The organism is Buttiauxella gaviniae, assembly GCF_040786275.1.
Classification (GTDB): Bacteria; Pseudomonadota; Gammaproteobacteria; order Enterobacterales; family Enterobacteriaceae; genus Buttiauxella; species Buttiauxella gaviniae_A.
Window position 1 is genome coordinate 1050381 of the sequence record NZ_JBFMVT010000002.1, and the last position, 22369, is coordinate 1072749.

The following is a 22369-nucleotide window of genomic DNA, read 5'->3' on the forward strand; positions in this document are numbered from 1 at the left end:
GTGTCGCTCAATTATGAATGGTAATGCTCAGGCTTTGGGATTAAGTGATCCAGTGAATGGGTTGAAGAGCCATACGAGTCCGCAATCTGCGGCACCGCCGATGCATCACCATGATGAGCAGGTGTTGCAGCCGTTGCCGCAGAACCCACTTTGTCATGATGTGAATCCGCGCCCTTAATCAACTGCGTAATATCGTCGCTATGATGCAGCTCATGCGCCAAATCGCTGAGATCAACTTTCCCATGATCGTTGCCCTCTTTACCGGTAAAGACCTTATGATCTTCCTCGCCAGACTTAACCTTCCCATCTTGATGAAGATTAAAGGAGAGCGAATCATCGCTGTCATCAAACAGGTTGCTTAAACCCTGATCGTGAGAAGCTGAAGTTGCCGCATGGTGTGATTTATCACTGCTATCCACGTCATGCTTTCCACGATGAGCAGGATCATCCATCGTGAAATCACTTTTTTGATGGATAACATCTGAGTTGCCATGGTTATCGTGAGCGATAACGGAAACATCCACGCTATTCTTGCCGATATTAAGATCGTGAGTATCAACCGGAATGTCATAGGTTAAGTGCCCATTATCGTCGTGCAGTACCGCGTCATAATGTTTGCCATTGATCGTGGCATTGATATGTTCGTTGGCCTGCACATCAGCGCTGTCGATATGGCCGGTAATATGAGTCACATGATGACGCGCTTCTTGCGAGTCCAGGTGGTCATCGCCGGTTACTTTATCGATAGTGATAGTGGCATCGGCGTGGGTATCCAGCTCGACTTTTTGCGTGTGCGAAGCCGTTGTAGTGTTGCCCGCGTCATCTGACACATGCAGGGTCACTTTCACATCGTTGGAGCCTTCATTAAACCACGCCTTGTCGACCGGCGTGGTGTACGTCAGATGTCCTGGCGTTCCCTGAACGTGTACCGTGATTTTGTGGCCGTTCAGCTCCAGATCCACGTCATCACCCGGCTTCGCATCCAGCCCTACCGTGCCGCTGATGGTGATGTGATCGGACTCTTTCGCGTTGATCACATTGTCGCCAGTCACCTTATCAATATCGATTGTGCCTGCAATCTGCGTATCCAGCGTGATGGTCTGAGAATGCTCAACGGCACTGACGTTACCCGCATCGTCTGAGACGTGCAGAGTCACTTTCACATCGTTGGAGCCTTCGTTAAACCACGCTTTGTCGACCGGCGTGGTGTACGTCAGATGTCCTGGCGTTCCCTGAACCTGTACGGTGATCTTATGGCCGTTCAGCTCCAGATCCACGTCATCACCCGGCTTCGCATCCAGCCCTACCGTGCCGCTGACGGTGATGTGATCGGACTCTTTCGCGTTGATTACATTGTCGCCAGCCACCTTATCGATATCGATTCTGCCTGCAATCTGCGTATCCAGCGTGATGGTCTGAGAATGCTCAACGGCACTAACGTTACCCGCATCGTCTGAGACATGCAGGGTCACTTTCACATTGTTGGAGCCTTCGTTAAACCACGCTTTGTCGACCGGCGTGGTGTACGTCAGATTTCCTGGCGTTCCCTGAACCTGTACGGTGATCTTATGGCCGTTAAGCTCCAGATCCACGTCATCACCCGGCTTCGCATCCAGCCCTACCGTGCCGCTGACGGTGATGTGATCGGACTCTTTCGCGTTGATTACATTGTCGCCGGCCACCTTGTCGATATCGATTCTGCCTGCAATCTGCGTATCGACGAAGATCTGATGGCTTTCCTGCGGGGTGGTGTAGTGGTTCCCAGCCGCGTCATTTACCGACACGCTGACCTTGATCTCGTTATTACCTTCACTGAGCCACGTTTGTTTCACCGGAACTTCATAGCCCAGGTGATCGCCCACTTTTATCACGTCAGTGGTGATGGTATGGCCGTTTATCTCCAGCGTCACCTTATCACCTTCGACGGCGTCTCCATCAACCGCGCCGCTCACCGTCAGGTGCTTCGCTTCTCGCGCGTTAACCACATCATCTGACGCGACAGTGTTAACGGTGATGGTTGCATCCGCATGGGTATCGAGCGTCACGACCTGGTTGTAGGCAGGGTTGAGGTGGTTACCGGCATCGTCAACAATCTGCACGTTGACGGTGACGTTATTCTCGCCTTCGTTCAGCCAGGTTTTATCCAGTTGAACGTCATAGCCCAGGTGACCATCAACGGTGACCACTTTCGTATGCGTAACGTGGCCGTTAACGTTCAGCGTTACCAAATCACCTTCCCGCGCATCGCCATCAACGGTGCCGGTCACGTGGATGTGCTGGGACTCTTTGGCGTTGATTACGTTGTCAGTGGCAATCGGAGCAATGTTAATCGAGCCAGTAATTGTCGTATCCAGCGTGATGGTGTGAGTATCGGTCGATGTCGCCGGGTTGCCCGCTTCATCTTGCCCGCTAACCGTCACCACTACGGTGTTGTCGCCTTCTTTTAACACGCTGTTGGCAACCGGAATTTCGAAGGTTCTGTTACCATGGCTGTCTTCAAGAACGACCCCACCCGTGACCGACTGGCCGTTGACCGTAAGTGTGATTGGGTCTCCGCCGTGGGCATCACCTGTGACCACACCGCGAAGCATCGTGGTGGTCGCGTGAGATTCTTCGATATTGACGCGGTTATCACCGGCAATCACTTTATCGAAGTGAATCTCGTTTTGCGCATCCTGATCGATACGGATATCCACGAAGCCGACGCCCGGCTGGGTGTTACCCACATCATCAACGGCGAGCACTTTATAGGTGATGTGCTGATCTTGCAGAAGCTCTGAGGTATTCACTTCACGTGTAAAGGTAAACCCACCTTTGCCATCGCTATGAAGTGTCGCAGTCAGATCATTACCATTTACGGTAATCACCATCGTGTCACCCTCTTTCACATCGCCTGTGACCGAGCCACTAATCGTTGTGGTTGGGTTATGGCTTTCGGCGAGGTTGAGCACGTTATCCCCTGACACATTATTCAGGGTTAAATTCACATCAGCATGGTCATCGATGGTGATCGTTTGATCTTCACTGTTGCTGAAGGCATTGCCCGCCTCGTCAGTGCCGGTGACCGTCACGGTGATATGTGGCTTGGCTGTTGATTGCGAGTCTAACTCGGCTTTTAAATCGGCCGTGTTGACCTTCATGGTGTAGCCAAGATCCCCGTTCATATAAGGAAGCTCGATTACTGTCGTGTGGACCGGGGTGCCGTTGAGTACGACCGTCACTTCATCGCCCACCCGAGCGTCTTTGCCCACGGTTCCGCTGATCTCGGTTTGATCTGCGGCAAGATCTTTCGCGCTCAGGATATTGTCGCCGGAGACCGTGTTGACGGTGATCGAAGCCTCGGCGGTAAAATCGGTAGTGTAATGCTGAGTCGCACCTTTATCGATGGTATTACCCGCAGCGTCATAGCCGTGAACGCTGGCGGTGATGGTGTCCCCCTTCAGCAGATCGCTGGTAAAGACATCTACGCTGTAATGCAGATTTTGATCAACAGTAACGTCTGGATAATCCACCCCGTTAACGTGAATAGTGACTTTGTCGCCAGGATGAACATCCCCGCCGACTTGCCCCGTGATAGTGGTCTTCGGATCATGGGATTCATTAAGGTTAATAACGTTATCTGGCGTCACTTTGTCGATAGTGACTGACGCATCAATATCGGTATCAACTTTCACGGTGGTATCGGCGGATTTAGTCGCTATGTTCCCGTGGTCATCGTGCCCGGTCACACTCACGGTGACATGCGGATCCTGACGCAGATCGTTAATGCTGACGTCTTTGCTGAATCTCATCACGCCGTTAGCATCAGTAAATACCTGAGTGGTGATCGCGTGGCCGTTAACCATGATGGTGACGTTGCTGCCGTCATGGACGTCTTTACCCGTCACGATGCCGCTCACCGGCGTTTTGCCCGTTTGTGATTCCACAATATTGATGGTGTCGTCACCGGCAATCTTATCCAGTTGGATATCGATGCTCACATCGGTATCCACGGTGACGGTGGTTTGCGGAGCATTATCCGTAAAGCCAGGCATTTTTACCGTGATATCAGGGTGCTGCATCAGGGTCTGCGTATCGACAGGGATTGCATAGCTGAACTCACCCGGCAGATTTGGGCGCTCAATGACGATGCCAGGATATTTAACCCCGCCAAGATAGACATCAATCGCCTCGCCACCATGAACGTCACCCACGACAGTGCCGCGTATCACCGTGGTTGTTGAGTGAGATTCGGCCTCATTAATCGTGTTGTCACCCGCCACCGGACTGATGGTAATAGTGGCATGAGGGTCGGTATGCGTTGGGGTGGTGGTTCCACCGTCGTGATGGCCAGTACCACCCGTTCCCGTGCCAGAAGATTGTGGATGAATCACCGCAGTCGCCGTTGCAGCATTACCGTATTGATCGTGACTGGTTACCTGAATGACAACATCAGTATTAGCATCGATTGCTCCGCGATTCAGTCCAGTATCACCGGTATCAGGAAGCCCCGTTTTCGGGTCGATTAAGTGGTCGGTGTTATACCCCAGTTTACCATCTGGCAATTTCTGGACTGTCGTATAGTATTTATCTCCACCGACGGTGATGGTCACCAAGTCACCGACTTTTGCATCACCATCAACATACCCGGCGACACGATAAAAATCCATATTGCCAGTAAGTCCTAGCTGGTTGTCATGGAAATTGACATCGGCACGCGTATCAATATTCACCACTCGGTCAAACTCGGCCAGGTGTGTATTACCCGCCGCGTCGTAACCCGTCACCTCTGCGTGAATCACCGGTTTATTACCAGCTGAAATCAAATCGTCGGTGCTAACGTCAATGCTGTAGCGTCCCTTATCATTAACGCTGCCGTAGTAGTGTTGCCCGTTAACGGTGAGATCGACTACATCGCCAAGATGGACATCCCCGGTCACATGACCCGTAATGGTTGTTTTTCCCTGATGAGCTTCTTCATTATTAATTGTGTTGTCGTCAGTAACCGGATCAATCGTGATCGTCGCAGTCGCACTATCATCCCTGGAAACATCGTGGTCGGCATGGGCCGTAACGGTGTTCCCTGCGTCATCTTTCGCATCAACAGTTGCAACAATATGCCCGTTGGCGAGCAGGTCAGATGTCTTCGCCTCGAATGAATAACCCAGTTTATTCCCCAGATAAGCCTGAGGTTCAACCTTCACATCGTACGTCACACCGTTAATCGTCAGATGGACGAAGTCACCAGCTTTCACATCCCCGGTTACCACACCGTTGATGACGGTGGTTGGATGTTTTTGATCTAATCCATTAAGAACGTCGTCCCCTGAGACTACGTTGATGGTGACCGTCGCGTCAGCGTGAGAGTCAATATCCACATGGTGATCGGCTGTGACAACTTTATGGTTAAGCGCTTTATCAGTCACATCAATGCTGGCGTGAATATTCGGATCCTGATGAAGATCCGTCGTTTCCACCATAATGTTATAGCCTTTGCTGCCATCAGACTGAAGCTGCACCGTTCCATGGTATTCGTGGCCGTTAATTTTCAACGTCAGCTCTTTGCCCACCTCGACTTCACCCGTCACTGTGCCGCTGACCAACGTGTAATGATGGTTCAGCTCTTCGTCATTCAAGGTGTTATCCGGCGTGACAGAATCCACGGAGATAGTCGCTTCAACGCGAGTATCAATAATAATCTTCTGCTCCGCGCCCGCCGTTGCCGTGTTATTGGCATTATCCGTGGCGGTGACCGTAACCTGTACGTTCGGGTCGGCCAGCAAGTCGTGGGTACTCACTTCGCGGTGGTAGACCAACTTGCCATTTTCACTGACCACTTTCGTCGTCAGTTCTTGCCCGTTAACCAGAATATGAACGTAATCCCCCACTTTAACGTCGCCGTCAACGGTTCCGCTGATCATGGTCGTCGATACTTTCGACTCATCACCATTAATCATATTGTCGCCCGCGATCGGGTTGATGGTGATGTGTGCCTCAGCCTTCAGGTCGATTTTTAAATCTGTCGTTACATCAATCGGGTGTTCGTTACCTGCCGCGTCGTAACCCACAACGTGGGCCGTCACCTTAACGGTGGTGTCGTTGTTGGTATCAGAAGATGCGCCTTTCTTATCTGACATCAGATCTTTGGTGTTCACATCAACGCTATAACCCAGGGCACCATTGGAGAATGGCAGCTTGATCACCGTCGTTTCATATTTGTGGTCATGCACGGTGACAATAACTTTATCGCCCTCGTGAACGTCACCGCTGACAGTACCGGTGATGCGGGTATGCGCCTGTTGTGACTCCGTAAAGTTGATGATGTCATCGCCCGTCACCTTATCCAGATGAATCACCGGATCGGCGTGGTTATCAATTTTGACATCGTGTGTTTCAGACTTCGTCAGTTCGTTACCCGCAGCATCATGCACTTTGACGGAGACCGTCATGGTGACGTGCCCGTCTACATCTTTGCTGTTGTCATTAAAGGCAGAAGGATCAACCGCGACCTGGTAGCCAAGCTGGCCTGGAGCAATAAAGATAACGTTGCCGTGGAAGTGTCTGCCGCCGATTTCGATATCAACTGCATCCCCAAACTGAGCGTCGCCACCCACCGTTCCGTGAACAAACTGCTTAGTAGCCGCCAGTTCATCGTGGTTCAGGATGTTATCTTTGGTGACATCAGCAATGGTGAGCGTGGCGTCAGCATGCGTATCCACAACCACGTCTTTATGCTCGGTCGACACCACTTCATTGTTGGCCGCATCATGACTGGTCACTTTGACCTGAACGTCATTACTGCCCTCTTTTAAAACCCCGACCGGCACGGCCACGCTGTAGCGCAGATGCCCATTCGCATCGGCATAGACTGTGCCTGGATAGTTGTTACCGTGCACGGTGACCATCACCGCGTCACCCGGCTGGGCATCTTCGCCTTTCACATGGCCGGTAATCAGGGTTTCGCGATGGGATTCATTGAGGTTAACAACGTCATCCCCCGCCACGGTGCTGATGGTCTGGTTGTTGTATGCGTGGTTATCGATATGCACCGTGTGCTCAGTGCTCACCGTCACTTCGTTATGCGCGGCGTCATGGGAGGTCACACTCGCGGTGAATGTTACATCTTTATCGACATTACCTTTGTTATCGCTGAAGTCAGACGTTTTCACCTCAATGCGGTAACCAAGATGACCGTGACCGTCCAGATCGACTACGTGACCGGTGCCAATAGGCTTATCGCCAATCTTCAGCACGACTTCATCGCCAACTTTCGCGTCAACGCCCACTGTCCCGGTAATCATCTGTTTACCCGCCGCCAGTTCGGCGTGGTTCAGGACGTTATCTGTCGTCACCGCGTCAATAGTGATGGTGGCATCAGCGTGGTTGTCGATATGTACCGTTTTATCGTAATGCGCGACAACTTCGTTACCCGCAGCATCGTGCGACGTGACTTTCGCATGAATGTTGACGTCGCCGTCGACATTGCCTCGGTTATGGCTGAACACCGCAGGATCGACATCAATTTTGTAGCCAAGCTGGCCCGGGCTCAATTCAACAACTTCACCTGGGATTTTCGTGCCATTGATCTCAAGAACAACTTTATCGCCAATTTGCGCATCACCACCGACGATACCGGTGACCGTCTGTTTCGCCGCATCCAGCTCGTCATGATTGAGAATGTTGTCCTGAGTGACGCCACCAATGTCGATGTTAGCCACAGCAAAGTTATCAATATGCACCGTATGCTCGGTGGTCTGAATCACTTCGTTTTTCACGTCATCAAAAGAGGTAACGGTGGCGGTGAATTTCACAGTGGTATCAATCTGGCCGCGGTTATCCGTCAGCGCGTAGGTGTCTACCGCAATACGGTACCCTAATTGATGGTTGCCCAAATCAATGACATTACCTGGATATTTATAACCATTGATCTCAATAACAACATCATCCCCGGCTTTGGCATCGCCACCCACCGTTCCGGTAATGAGCTGCTTCGGATTCGCCAGCTCATCCTGGTTAAGAATGTTGTCACTGGTCACTGAGTCAACGGAGATAGTGGCATGCGCCTGGGTATCGAGCGTGACATTGACATGCTCAACCGCGTGCGCGGTATTACCTACCCCATCATGGCTGGTGACCGTAACTTTAACGTCGTTGACACCATCGTGGAATTTCTCGGTTGGGACATGCACTTCGTAGCGAAGCTGCCCGTCGTCGCCCACAACCACTTTGCCTTTGAAGTCCTCGCCCTGCACTCGCACGACAACCGCATCCCCAGCCTTCGCATCAACACCGGTTACTACGCCGCTGATAAGCGTCGGCATGCGGGATTCATTCATGCTGATGGTGTTATCGCCCGCCACCGTTTCAACCGTCACGTGGTTGTTCGCGTGGTTATCGATATGAACCGTGTGCTCAGTGGTTTCGATAGCGGTGTTACCCGCCTGGTCATGGGAGGTGACGGTAGCGGTAAAGGTGACATCTTTATCCACTTCACCTTTGTTATCGCTAAAATCAGAAGGTTTCACATCGATGCGGTAACCCAAATGCCCCTTACCGTCTAAATCCACCACGGTATTTTGGCCGATAATCTTGTCGCCAATTTTCAGGACAACTTCGTCACCAACATGCGCATCCCCACCGACTGTGCCGGTAATCGTCTGCGTTTTCGCATTCAGTTCCGAGTGGTTCAGGACATTGTCTTTGGTAACAGCGTCAACAGTGATGGTGTCATTAGCGTGGTTATCGATAAACACGGTGCGATCGGCATGCGCGACCACTTCATTACCCGCGGCATCGTGCGACGTCACTTTCACATGGATGTCGATGCTGCCGTCCACTTCGCCTTTGTTACGGCTGAACACGCCTGGATTGACGTCGATGCTGTATCCCAGGTGGCCGTTAGGCAGGGTGCTGACTTCGCCGGTGAATTTCGTGCCATTGATGACCAGCTCGACTTTATCCCCGAGCTTCGCATCACCGGTCACTTCGCCGCTGATAGTCTGTTTATCCGCGCTCAGTTCATCATGGTTAAGAATATTATCTTGCGTGACATCGCCAATATTGATGGTGGCATGCGCCGTGTTATCAATCTGCACCGTGTGCTCGGTGGTCTGGATAACTTCGTTACCCGCCGGATCGTGAGACTTGATCGTCGCCTTCACTTTGACGCCGGTATCCACATCCCCCTGATTATTGCTGAATGCGGAGGAGTCCACCGGGATCTGGTAACCCAGATGACCGTTGCCCAGATCGATAACATGCCCGGTGAAATATTTGCCGTTAACGTTAAGGCTGACCACATCCCCGACGTGGGCGTCATCACCTTCTACCGTTCCGCTGACCAGCTGTTTTGGTACATTCAGCTCATCGTGGTTCAGCACATTGTCGTCGGTCACATCGTTAAGTTTGATGGTGGCGTCCGCGTGGGTGTCGAGCACCACGTCTTTGTGCTCCACCGCAATGGCTTCGTTACCCGCCGTATCGTGGCTGATAACCATCACCTGAACGTCGTTGTGACCTTCGATTAAAGTGCCCGTTGAAACGGCTACCTGGTAGTAAAGATGCCCATCCGCATCCGCTAACACTTCACCCGTGAAGTCTTTACCCTGCACAGAGACCACCACGCGGTCACCTTCCTGCGCATCTTTCCCGCTCACATGGCCGGTGACTAACGTCTCGTGCTGAGATTCCTGATGGTTAACCACGTCGTCGCCCGCGACCGTGCTGATGGTCAGGCCGTTATGCGCCTGGGTGTCCAGGAAGACCGTTTTGTGCTCAACCGCAATCGCGGTGTTGCCGACATTATCCGTGCCGGTGATCATCACCTGCACGTCATTGCTGCCTTCGGTCAGGGCAGAAGTCGGGACCGGTACGGTGTAGCGCAGGTGGCCGTTTTCGTCGGTAATCACTTCTCCACGGTATTCATGGCCGTTCACGCTGACCACGACTTTATCGCCCGCCTGGGCGTCACCGCTTACGGTGCCGCTGATCATGGTAGGCATGCGGGATTCGGTGGCGTTCACCGTGTCATCGCCCGCCACGGTTTCAATGGTCAGGGTATTCTGTGCCTGGGTGTCGAGCACGATGGTTTTGGTTTCCACCGCAATAGCCGTGTTACCGGCGTTGTCCGTGCCGGTGATCATCACCTGCACGTCGTTGCTGCCTTCATGCAGGGCGGAAGTCGGGACCGGTACGGTGTAGCGCAGGTGGCCGTTTTCGTCGGAAATCACTTCTCCACGGTATTCATGGCCGTTCACGCTGACCACCACTTTATCGCCCGCCTGGGCGTCACCGCTTACGGTGCCGCTGATCATCGTCGGCATGCGGGATTCGGTGGCATTCACCGTATCGTCGCCTGACACAGTTTCAATGGTCAGTGCGTTCTGTGCCTGCGTGTCGAGCACGATGGTTTTGGTTTCCACCGCAATCGCCGTGTTACCGGCGTTATCCGTGCCGGTGATCATCACCTGCACGTCGTTGCTGCCTTCATGCAGGGCGGAAGTCGGGACCGGTACGGTGTAGCGCAGCTGACCGTTGTCGTCGGTCACCCGGCTTTCAAAGCGCTGGCCGTTGACGTTCACCACCACGTGGTCGCCCGCGTGCGCATCACCGCTCACGGTGCCGCTGATCATCGTCGGCATGCGGCTTTCGGTGGCGTTCACCGTGTCATCGCCCGCCACGGTTTCAATGGTCAGGGCGTTCTGCGCCTGAGTGTCGAGCACGATGGTTTTGGTTTCCACCGCAATCGCGGTGTTGCCGGATGCATCGACGCCGGTGATCATCACCTGCACATCGTTGCTGCCTTCGGTCAGGGCAGATGTCGGGACCGGTACGGTGTAGCGTAGCTGACCGTTTTCATCAGTAACCACTTCTCCACGGTATTCATGGCCGTTGACACTGACCACCACTTTATCGCCCGCCTGAGCGTCACCGCTTACCGTGCCGCTGATCATCGTCGGCATGCGGGATTCGGTGGCATTCACCGTATCGTCGCCCGCCACGGTTTCAATGGTCAGGGCGTTCTGCGCCTGGGTGTCGAGTACGATGGTTTTGGTTTCCACCGCAATTGCGGTGTTGCCGGCTGCGTCGACACCGGTGATCATCACCTGCACGTCGTTGCTGCCTTCGGTCAGGGCTGATGTCGGCACCGGCACGGTATAGCGTAACTGACCGTTGTCGTCGGTCACCAGGCTTTCAAAGCGCTGGCCGTTGACGTTCACCACCACGTGGTCGCCCGCGTGCGCATCCCCGCTTACGGTGCCGCTGATCATGGTCGGCATACGGCTTTCGGTGGCGTTCACCGTGTCATCGCCCGCCACGTTTTCAATGGTGAAGCCGTTCTGCGCCTGGGTGTCGAGCACGATGGTTTTGGTTTCCACCGCAATCGCGGTGTTACCGACGTTGTCCGTGCCGGTGATCATCACCTGCACGTCGTTGCTGCCTTCATGCAGGGCGGAAGTCGGGACCGGCACTGTGTAGCGTAACTGACCGTTGTCGTCGGTCACCAGGCTTTCAAAGCGCTGGCCGTTGACGTTCACCACCACGTGGTCGCCCGCGTGCGCATCCCCGCTTACGGTGCCGCTGATCATGGTCGGCATACGGGATTCGGTGGCGTTCACCGTGTCATCGCCCGCCACGGTTTCAATGGTGAAGCCGTTCTGCGCCTGGGTGTCGAGCACGATGGTTTTGGTTTCTACGGCAATTGCGGTATTACCGGCTGCGTCGACGCCAGTGATCATCACCTGCACATCGTTGCTGCCTTCGGTCAGAGCAGATGTCGGGACCGGCACGGCATAGTGCAGGTGGCCGTTTTCATCAGTCACTACCAGACCGTTAAAGCTGTGGCCATTAACACTTACAACCACACCATCGCCCGCCTGAGCGTCACCGCTTACGGTGCCGCTGATCATGGTCGGCATGCGGCTTTCGCTGGCGTTCACCGTGTCATCGCCTGCCACGGTTTCAATGGTCAGGACGTTCTGCGCCTGGGTGTCCAGCACCACGGTTTTATGCTCCACCGCAATCGCGGTGTTACCGGATGCATCGACGCCGGTGATCATCACCTGCACGTCGTTGCTGCCTTCGGTCAGGGCTGAAGTCGGAACCGGCACGGTGTAGCGCAGGTGGCCGTTTTCATCAGTAACCACTTCTCCACGGTATTCATGCCCGTTGACGCTGACCACGACTTTATCGCCCGCCTGGGCGTCACCGCTCACGGTGCCGCTGATCATGGTAGGCATGCGGGATTCGGTAGCGTTCACCGTGTCATCGCCCGCCACGGTTTCAATGGTCAGGGCGTTCTGTGCCTGAGTATCGAGCACGATGGTTTTGGTTTCTACGGCAATCGCGGTGTTACCGGCTGCGTCGACGCCGGTGATCATCACCTGCACGTCGTTGCTGCCTTCGGTCAGGGCTGATGTCGGGACCGGCACGGCGTAGTGCAGGTGGCCGTTTTCATCAGTCACTACCAGGCCGTTAAAGCTGTGGCCATTAACACTTACAACCACACCATCGCCCGCCTGAGCGTCACCGCTCACGGTGCCGCTGATCATGGTCGGCATGCGGGATTCAGTCGCGTTGACGACGTTGTCATCCGCCACGGTGCCGATGGTCAGGGCATTGTGCGCCTGGGTGTCCAGCACGATGGTTTTGGTTTCCACCGCAATTGCGGTATTACCGGCTGCGTCGACACCGGTGATCATCACCTGCACATCGTTGCTGCCTTCGGTCAGAGCAGATGTCGGGACCGGCACGGCATAGTGCAACTGGCCGTTTGCATCCGCCACCACATCACCGCGGTATTCATGCCCGTTGACGCTGACCACCACTTTATCGCCCGCCTGGGCGTCACCGCTTACCGTGCCGCTGATCATGGTTGGCATGCGGGATTCGCTGGCGTTTACCGTGTTGTCATCCGCCACAGTAGCGATAGTCAGAGCATTGTGCGCCTGGGTGTCGAGCACAATGGTTTTGGTTTCCACCGCAATTGCGGTGTTACCGGCGTTGTCCGTGCCGGTGATTATCACCTGCACGTCGTTACTGCCTTCATGCAGGGCGGAAGTCGGGACCGGCACGGTGTAGCGCAGCTGGCCATTGTCGTCGGTCACCCGGCTTTCAAAGCGCTGGCCGTTAACGTTCACTACCACGTGGTCGCCCGCGTGTGCATCCCCGCTTACGGTGCCGCTGATCATAGTCGGCATGCGGCTTTCGGTGGCGTTCACCGTGTCATCGCCCGCCACGGTTTCAATGGTGAAGCTGTTCTGCGCCTGGGTGTCGAGCACGATGGTTTTGGTTTCCACCGCAATCGCCGTGTTACCGGCGTTGTCCGTGCCGGTGATCATCACCTGCACGTCGTTGCTGCCTTCATGCAGGGCACTGGTCGGGACCGGCACGGTGTAGCGCAACTGGCCGTTGTCGTCGGTCACCCGGCTTTCAAAGCGCTGGCCGTTGACGTTCACCACCACGTGGTCACCCGCGTGCGCATCCCCACTCACCGTACCGCTGATCATGGTCGGCATGCGGGATTCGGTGGCATTCACCGTGTCATCGCCGGCCACGGTTTCAATGGTGAAGCCGTTCTGCGCCTGGGTGTCGAGCACGATGGTTTTGGTTTCTACGGCAATTGCGGTGTTGCCGGATGCATCGACGCCGGTGATCATCACCTGCACGTCGTTGCTGCCTTCGGTCAGGGCAGATGTCGGGACCGGCACGGCGTAGTGCAGCTGATCGTTTTCATCAGTCACTACCAGGCCGTTAAAGCTGTGGCCATTAACGCTTACAACCACACCATCACCCGCCTGAGCGTCCCCACTCACGGTGCCGCTGATCATGGTCGGCATGCGGCTTTCGGTGGCATTCACCGTGTCATCGCCCGCCACGGTGCCGATGGTCAGGGCATTGTGCGCCTGGGTGTCCAGCACGATGGTTTTGGTTTCCACCGCAATTGCGGTATTACCGGCTGCGTCGACACCGGTGATCATCACCTGCACATCGTTGCTGCCTTCGGTCAGAGCAGATGTCGGGACCGGCACGGCATAGTGCAACTGGCCGTTTGCATCCGCCACCACATCACCGCGGTATTCATGCCCGTTGACGCTGACCACCACTTTATCGCCCGCCTGGGCGTCACCGCTTACCGTGCCGCTGATCATGGTTGGCATGCGGGATTCGCTGGCGTTTACCGTGTTGTCATCCGCCACAGTAGCGATAGTCAGAGCATTGTGCGCCTGGGTGTCGAGCACAATGGTTTTGGTTTCCACCGCAATTGCGGTGTTACCGGCGTTGTCCGTGCCGGTGATCATCACCTGCACGTCGTTGCTGCCTTCATGCAGGGCGGAAGTCGGGACCGGCACGGTGTAGCGCAGCTGGCCATTGTCGTCGGTCACCCGGCTTTCAAAGCGCTGGCCGTTAACGTTCACTACCACGTGGTCGCCCGCGTGTGCATCCCCGCTTACGGTGCCGCTGATCATCGTCGGCATACGGGATTCGGTGGCGTTCACCGTGTCATCGCCCGCCACGGTCTCGATGGTGAAGCCGTTCTGCGCCTGGGTGTCGAGCACGATGGTTTTGGTTTCCATCGCAATTGCGGTGTTACCGGCGTTGTCCGTGCCGGTGATCATCACCTGCACGTCGTTGCTGCCTTCATGCAGGGCAGATGTCGGGACCGGTACGGTGTAGCGCAGCTGGCCGTTGTCGTCGGTCACCCGGCTTTCAAAGCGCTGGCCGTTGACGTTCACCACCACGTGGTCACCCGCGTGCGCATCCCCACTCACCGTACCGCTGATCATGGTCGGCATGCGGGATTCGGTGGCATTCACCGTGTCATCGCCGGCCACGGTTTCAATGGTGAAGCCGTTCTGCGCCTGGGTGTCGAGCACGATGGTTTTGGTTTCTACGGCAATTGCGGTGTTGCCGGCGTTGTCCGTGCCGGTGATCATCACCTGCACGTCGTTGCTGCCTTCGGTCAGGGCGGAAGTCGGGACCGGTACGGTGTAGCGCAGATGGCCGTTTTCGTCGGTCACTACCTGGCCGTTAAAGCTGTGGCCGTTGACACTGACTACCACTTTATCGCCCGCCTGGGCGTCACCGCTTACGGTGCCGCTGATCATGGTAGGCATGCGGGATTCGGTAGCGTTCACCGTGTCATCGCCCGCCACGGTTTCAATGGTCAGGGCGTTCTGCGCCTGGGTGTCCAGCACCACGGTTTTATGCTCCACCGCAATCGCGGTGTTACCGGCAGCGTCGACGCCGGTGATCATCACCTGCACGTCGTTGCTGCCTTCGGTCAGGGCGGATGTCGGGACCGGCACGGTGTAGCGCAGGTGGCCATTTTCATCCGTGACCACCTGGCTGTTAAAGCTCTGGCCGTTAACGCTTACTACCACGTGGTCTCCCGCCTGGGCATCACCGCTCACGGTGCCGCTGATCAGGGTTGGCATGCGGGATTCACTGCTGTTAACGGTGTTGTCATCCGCCACGGCGCTGATAGTCAGGGCGTTATGTGCCTGGGTGTCGAGGGTGACTGTTTTGTGCTCAACGGCAATCGCTTCGTTACCCGCTACGTCATGGCTTACCACCTGGACCTGTACGTCATTGGCCCCTTCGCGGAGAAGATTAGTAGGAACGGGAACGCTGTAACGCAACTGGCCGTTGTCGTTAATCACCACGCCGTGGAACTGCTGACCCTGAACCGTCACAGTGACGGGATCGCCCGCCTGCGCATCTCCGCCAACAGCGCCTGTTACCAGCGTTGGCATACGGGATTCGGCACGGTTAACAACATCGTCATTTGCGACAGTTTCAATGGTGATGGAGTTATGAATATCCAGGTCAATATCAACGTGGTGATCGCTTGAGGCCTGAGTGGTATTCCCCGCTTCATCCGTTGATGTCACCGTGGCGTGGATGTTTTGGTTAGCCAGCAGCCCCTGGGTTGAGACATTAATCTGATAGCCCAGGGTGCCGTTACCGAGATCGATAACCACATCGCTGTACTCTTTTCCATCAACGGTTAGCGTGACCTTATCGCCAATTTTCGCATCGCCGGAAACATTGCCGTGGATTAAGGTCTGCGGTTGGTGGGATTCCGCGATATTAATAATGTTATCTGGGGTGACGCTGTCGATAGTGATGTGGTCTACCGGGCCGGTAATATCAATCTGCGCATCATCGGTACTTGTTGCGGTGCGCCCGGAGACATCGGTGGCCGTTGCCAGAACGGTAATTTTCCCTTCCACCAGGCCGCTGAGATCGGGCTGCGCTGTCCAACGACCGTTATTCACCGGAACATCAATCGTAATTGTGTTTTTTTGGCTATCGGTAAAAACAAGCGTGACGTGATTTTGGTTGCTGGTGCCGTTAATAGGCGTGTGGTTTATTTCATTTTTGTTAATAAAACCGTCGTTACCGGCAAAGTCGTTAATCTGAATCAGGGGAGGAAGAACGGGGGAAGAACTTGAAGTGAAATCTGTCGCTAATCCACCCTCTGGCAGGTGAAGTTCTGGAGTAGGTACACCCAGCCCTGCGGTATTGAAACCAGCCGTAGGATCAACCACTTGCCCGGTTAAATCTAGCTGGACGAGTGTGTGACCACCGCCACCGCCTTCAATTTGTACCGGCGGCTCATTACCCGCGGCGGTCGCTTCTAACGCTTGCGTCGGGTCAGCGCCGTCGGCAATGGATTTCTGTAACGATGCGACATCCTGAGTGTCATGTTCTGCGCTATTAACCGCATTCAGACCATGCTCAGACCAGTGGCTGTTGCGGCCGAGATCGAGAGTTTTGCCGTTCGGCAGGGCTACGCTTACCGCCCCGCTATCGCCTGTGACAATCTCTTCGCCACTGTAGATTCTGTCACCTTCTTTCAAGAGACGCTGCGAGCCATCTGCTTCAACTACATAAACCAAGCCAATGACAGCTTTAATCACACCGAGTAAATTGCTCACCGTTTCCTCTCTTGAATATCTTCGTTATTTTTATAAATGCCGCGTTAAATTAAATAATTTAATAACATTATTTTTTCATTCGAAACACATTGCCAAAATGGACAAGAATAGCCATTAATGGACATTCGCCATTTCGTAATAATTTAAAATGTAGAAAAAAACACAGTTATTAGATCTCTATTAGCGGAGACTTGACTGAGCATTAAATATAATCAAAAATGACGCAAAGTGAAACATCACATTACAAAACATTAAATGTCATTTCGAATGAAAGTTGAATTTAATGTAATCAGATAAACACCTCTGCACTTGTTAATTAATATGATGTTTCGTGTTAAAAACAGAAATGGAAATAAGGCGTGATATAGGGATATCGTTAACGCGCGTAATAAGGCTTCAAACAATGCAGAAGTTTTTATTTTTTTTACTTGGTTTTTTTTCAATACAATCTGTTAACGCAGAAAGCTTACAAAATACCGTTCAGCAAGCCTTATCCAGCCATCCAGAAGTTAATGCTTCGGTAAACAGCCGCTACTCCGCAGAACAGGATTTACGCGCGGCGCGCGGGGGTTATCTTCCGACGTTAAATATTGATGCCGAAGCGGGTCAGAAAAACGTTAACGATGCGACCACGCGTGCAGGCGGCAGCAACAGCGGGATGAACCTTTCCCCAAACGACGCCACCGTTAGCCTTAATCAAAATATTTTTGACGGCTTTGCCACGTCCAGCGAAGTGAACCGCCAGAAAGCCACGGTGAATTCCCGCTCGTTCAGCGTGCTGAATATCAGCGAAACAACGGCGCTTAACGTGGTTCAGGCTTATCTTGATGTGTTACAACGTCAGGAGTATGTCCACCTGGCACAAGATGATTTGGCAAACCATGAGCGTATTTACGACCAGATCCGTTTGCGTACCGATCAAGGCGTGGGCCGTTCTGGCGATTTAATGCAGGCGGAAGCACGTCTGGCACAGGCGCGGAATAATTTACTGACCGAGCAGACCAATCTCGAAGATGCGAATACCACGTTTATGAGCGTGACGGGCGAAGCGCCTGAAAACCTGAGCCTGCCTGAGAGCATCGATGCGTTTTTACCGACTTCCCTTGAAGACGCTAAGCGTACGATGGAGTCAAACAGCCCGCTGTTGAAATCCGCCAATGCCGATATTGAAGCGGCGCGTCAGCAGTATGAAGCCTCAAAATCAACGTTTTATCCGCGCGTTGATGTCGCGCTGTCTCGTAGCGTCGCGAATGACACAGACACCACGCGTGCGCATTCGGAAGAGTGGCAGGCGATGGTGAAGATGCACTACAACCTGTACCAGGGTGGAAGCGATAAAGCCGCGATGGAGTCTCGCGCATATCTGCAAAAACAAGCTCAGGATATTCGCAATAACACGCTGCGCCAGATGAACCAGGAAATGGGTCTGGCATGGTCTGCGTTAAAAAGTGCCAAAGATCAGCTCCCGGCAGCTGCGGATTACGCCGATCGTAGCGTAAAAGTGCGTACCGCTTATCAGGACCAATTTAGTCTTGGCGAGCGTACTCTGCTGGATTTATTGGACAGTGAAAACGAAGTGTTTTCATCTAAGCGCCGTTTAGTTGAATTACGTTATCTGGAAATTGCCTCGGGTTATCGTATTTGTGCCCGTTCCGGGGAATTATTAAAAGCCCTTAAAATTAATCCGGTCTCGGCAGGCCAACCTTTAGACTCCGCAGATAATAACGAATTACCTGAACTGAAATAACATCTCCTTAACTGAAATAGTTCCTCCGGGAGCTATTTCAGTATTCATTCGCTATTTATTTTTGCTGGATAGTTGCGTCAGGAACATTCCTATAAATGAATTCACAAGTTGAACACATGAATACAATGTCAGAGGCTCCTCCCATTGAAGAGTCGCATTATCATGATCCCCGCAGTCGCAATGATGATCCTTTACTCGATTGCCTGCTGGTTCTTTGCTCCGTTCACGGTAAATCTGCCAGCCGTTCGACGTTAAGTAGCGGTCTGCCGCTGGAAAACGATCGTTTGACGTTGTCTATTTTACCGCGTGCAGCGGCTCGTGCAGGCTTGAAAGCGCGAGTGATTAAACGTGCGCTCAATAAAATCCCTGCGATGTCGCTGCCTGCGATTGTTCTGCTTCGTGATGGCGGAGCCGCCGTGTTGCTGGCCTGGAATGAAAACGGCACCGCACGCATTATGCCAAGCGAAAGCGAAGGCGGTGAAATCACTATTGATGTGGCCGAGCTTGAACAAAACTATGCGGGCCAGGTGATTTTCGCGCACCCTCGCCATGAGTTTGATTTACAGTCTGAATCCTTCCTGCCGCGGACTAAATCCTGGTTCAAAGACACGCTGATGCTGTCGCGTTATTTGTACATGGATGCGGTGCTGGCGAGCCTGCTGATTAACCTGATTGCCCTCGGTACGCCGCTGTTTACCATGAACGTGTATGACCGGGTTGTTCCCAATCATGCCACGGTGACGTTGTGGGTTCTGGCGGTGGGTATTTGCCTGGCGTTCGTTTTTGATTTGATATTGAAAATGCTGCGCGGCGTTTGCCTTGATATTGCGGGTAAAAAGAGCGACCTGATTATTTCAGCCACGCTTTTCGAGCGCATTACCGGCATGGAGATGAAAGCGCGCCCTGCCCGCGTGGGGAGCTTTGCGCAAAATATCCATGAGTTTCAGTCGCTGCGCGATTTCCTCTCTTCGCTTACGCTGACCACGCTTATCGATCTGCCGTTTACGCTGGTGCTGTTGCTGGTGATGGCGATTATCGGTGGGTCGCTTGCCTGGATCCCGCTTCTGACCTTCCCTATCGCGCTGGCGATCAGTTGGGCACTGCAGAAGCCGGTAAACGCCGCCGTCGCTAAAACCATGAGTCTGGCAAGCGAGCGTCAGGCATTGCTGATCGAAACGCTCAGTGGCCTGGATGCGATTAAAGTGAACAATGCCCAAAGCGAGCGCCAGTATCAGTGGGAGCAAACGCTGGGGAGTTTAAGTCGCCTGGAATTGCGCGTTAAAACGTTATCCAGCTTTGCCAGTAATTTGACCGGCTGGTTCCAGCAAATGTCTGGCGTGGTGATGATTATCGTCGGCGTTTATATGATTATCGGCGGCAAGCTGAGTATGGGGGGATTGATTGCCTGCTACATGCTCAATGGCCGCGCGCTGATGCCGATGGGCCAGCTCACGGGTTTAATTGCCCGTTATCATCAGGCGCGTTTGACCATTAAAAATACCGAGCAAATGATGTCCATGCCGCAGGAACGCCGCGAGCATGAGCATCCGCTAAAACGTGAAAACTTCCGCGGTAGCATTGAGTTCAAAGATGTTGATTTCAGCTATCCGGAGCAGAAAAATCCTTCGCTGCAAAAGGTCAACCTGACCATCAAACCGGGTGAGAAAGTCGGTATTATCGGCCGCAGCGGGTCAGGCAAAAGCTCGCTCAGTAAGTTAATCATCAACCTCTACCAGCCTACCGCCGGGAACATTTTGATCGACGATGTGGATGCGCGTCAGTTAGACGTGAACGATCTGCGTCATAGCATCGGCTACGTTCCGCAAGACATTCAGCTATTTAACGGCTCACTGCGCGATAACCTGATTTGCGGTGCCCGTTATGTGGATGATGAAACCATGCTGCGTGCCGCTGAACTGGCAGGTGTGAACGAGTTCGCACGTATTCATCCTGATGGTTATAACCTGCAGGTGGGTGAGCGTGGTATGCAACTTTCAGGCGGGCAACGCCAGGCCGTAGCGCTCGCTCGTGCCCTGCTGCTAGAGCCGCCAGTGTTGCTGCTTGATGAACCGACCAGTTCCATGGACAACACCAGTGAAGACAAAATTAAACAGGCGCTGGTGCCGTTTGTCGCCGACAAAACCTTATTACTGGTGACTCACCGTGCGTCGATGCTCTCTTTGGTTGATCGCCTGATTATTGTTGATAAAGGACGCATTATTGCTGATGGCCCGAAAGCCATTGTTATGGATGCGCTGAAAAAAGGTCAAATCAATGCGTCTCGCTGATTTTATTGCACGTTTACCCCATTACCGTCAGCAGTTGCGCCACTATTTTCAGGGGCGTGATGAGAACCAGGCCGATAACATTAACGAAGTGAGTCATGCGCTTATCGATGATTCTCCGCGTGTGATTCGCCTGACGCTATGGACTATCCTGGTACTGGTAGTGATAGCGTTTATTTGGGCCGGTTTCGCGAAACTTGATGAAGTCACTCGCGGCGAGGGCAAAGCGATTCCCTCTTCGCGCCTGCAAAAAGTACAAAACCTGGAAGGCGGTATTGTCACGGAGCTGTTTGTTCATGAAGGGCAAATCGTTGAGGCAGGCGCGCCACTTATCCATCTGGATGACACTCGCTTTGCTTCAAACGTCGGCGAAACGGAAGCGGATAAACTCGGCTTACAGGCGAAAATCGACCGTCTGACCGCAGAGGCGGAAGGCAAAGAATTTATTATTGCCGATGATATTGCGAAGCGTGCGCCAGAGGTTGCTCGCGGGGAAGTCGACTTATTTAATAGCCGTCGCCGCCAGTTCCAGAATGAAATTGAAGGGCTTCAGGAGCAGTTGGTTCAGAAGAAACAAGAGCTGCGTGATTTCCAGTCCAAGCAGGCGCAATACAAAAACAGCCTGGGGTTGCTGCAACAAGAGATCAAAATGTCTGAGCCACTGCTGGCGTCTGGCGCGATCTCTAAAGTAGAAATCCTGCGTTTGCGCCGCACCGAAGTGGAAACCAAAGGGTTGTTGGACTCCGTTACGCTGTCGATTCCGAAATCTGATTCCGAAGCTAAAGAGATCGAAAACAAAATTGGCGAGAGCCGAAACCGTTTCCAGAGCGATGCGCTTTCACAACTTAACGAAGCCCGCACTAACCTGAGCAAAGCGCAAGCCACCGGTAAGGCGCTTGAAGACCGAGTGAACCGCACCATGGTTGTTTCCCCGGTTCGCGGTATCGTTCAGCAGATTATGGTTAATACCATTGGCGGCGTCATTCAGCCGGGCAGTGATTTAGTGGAAATTGTTCCGCTTGATGACAAGCTGCTGATTGAAGTGAAAATTCAGCCGCGTGACATCGCGTTCCTGCATCCGGGCCAGCATGCCGTGGTGAAATTCACCGCGTATGATTACACCACTTACGGTGGGCTTGACGGTGAGCTGGTGCAAATTAGCCCGGATACCGTAACGGATAAAGAAGGCCACAGTTATTACATTGCCCGCCTGCGTACGGATAAGAACTACCTGGGGACCAAAGAGCATCCGATGCTTATTATTCCTGGTATGGTCGCATCGGTTGATATTCTGACGGGCAAAAAATCGATTCTGAGTTATCTGCTAAAACCGATTATTCGGGCCAAAGCAGAAGCGCTTCGAGAGCGATAAGTGATAAAGGGTTTTGTACCCGACATCTCGTATTAAAGGGTGG

At 53.5% G+C, this 22369-nt stretch carries 4 protein-coding genes; 3 read left to right on the forward strand and 1 reads right to left on the reverse strand.

The features are described 5' to 3' along the window. Positions 1 to 11 precede the first annotated feature (11 nt). Complete coding sequence (locus tag AB1E22_RS05520) at positions 12 to 16922, reverse strand: retention module-containing protein (protein ID WP_367594436.1); 16911 nt, start codon at positions 16920 to 16922, stop codon at positions 12 to 14. Positions 16923 to 17325: 403 nt separating this feature from the next. On the opposite strand from AB1E22_RS05520, the gene AB1E22_RS05525 reads away from it, so the two are divergent. The 3 genes from AB1E22_RS05525 (at position 17326) to AB1E22_RS05535 (ending at position 22326) form a co-directional block, all read left to right on the forward strand. After that, positions 17326 to 18669, forward strand: a complete 1344-nt coding sequence (locus AB1E22_RS05525) for a TolC family outer membrane protein (RefSeq protein WP_367594437.1) — start codon at positions 17326 to 17328, stop codon at positions 18667 to 18669. Positions 18670 to 18785: 116 nt separating this feature from the next. After that, positions 18786 to 20957, forward strand: coding sequence for a type I secretion system permease/ATPase (locus AB1E22_RS05530; RefSeq protein ID WP_367597335.1), 2172 nt, complete (start codon positions 18786 to 18788; stop codon positions 20955 to 20957). Then, complete coding sequence (locus tag AB1E22_RS05535) at positions 20944 to 22326, forward strand: HlyD family type I secretion periplasmic adaptor subunit (protein WP_367594438.1); 1383 nt, start codon at positions 20944 to 20946, stop codon at positions 22324 to 22326. Before AB1E22_RS05530 ends, AB1E22_RS05535 begins: the two co-directional genes overlap by 14 nt. Positions 22327 to 22369 lie beyond the last annotated feature (43 nt).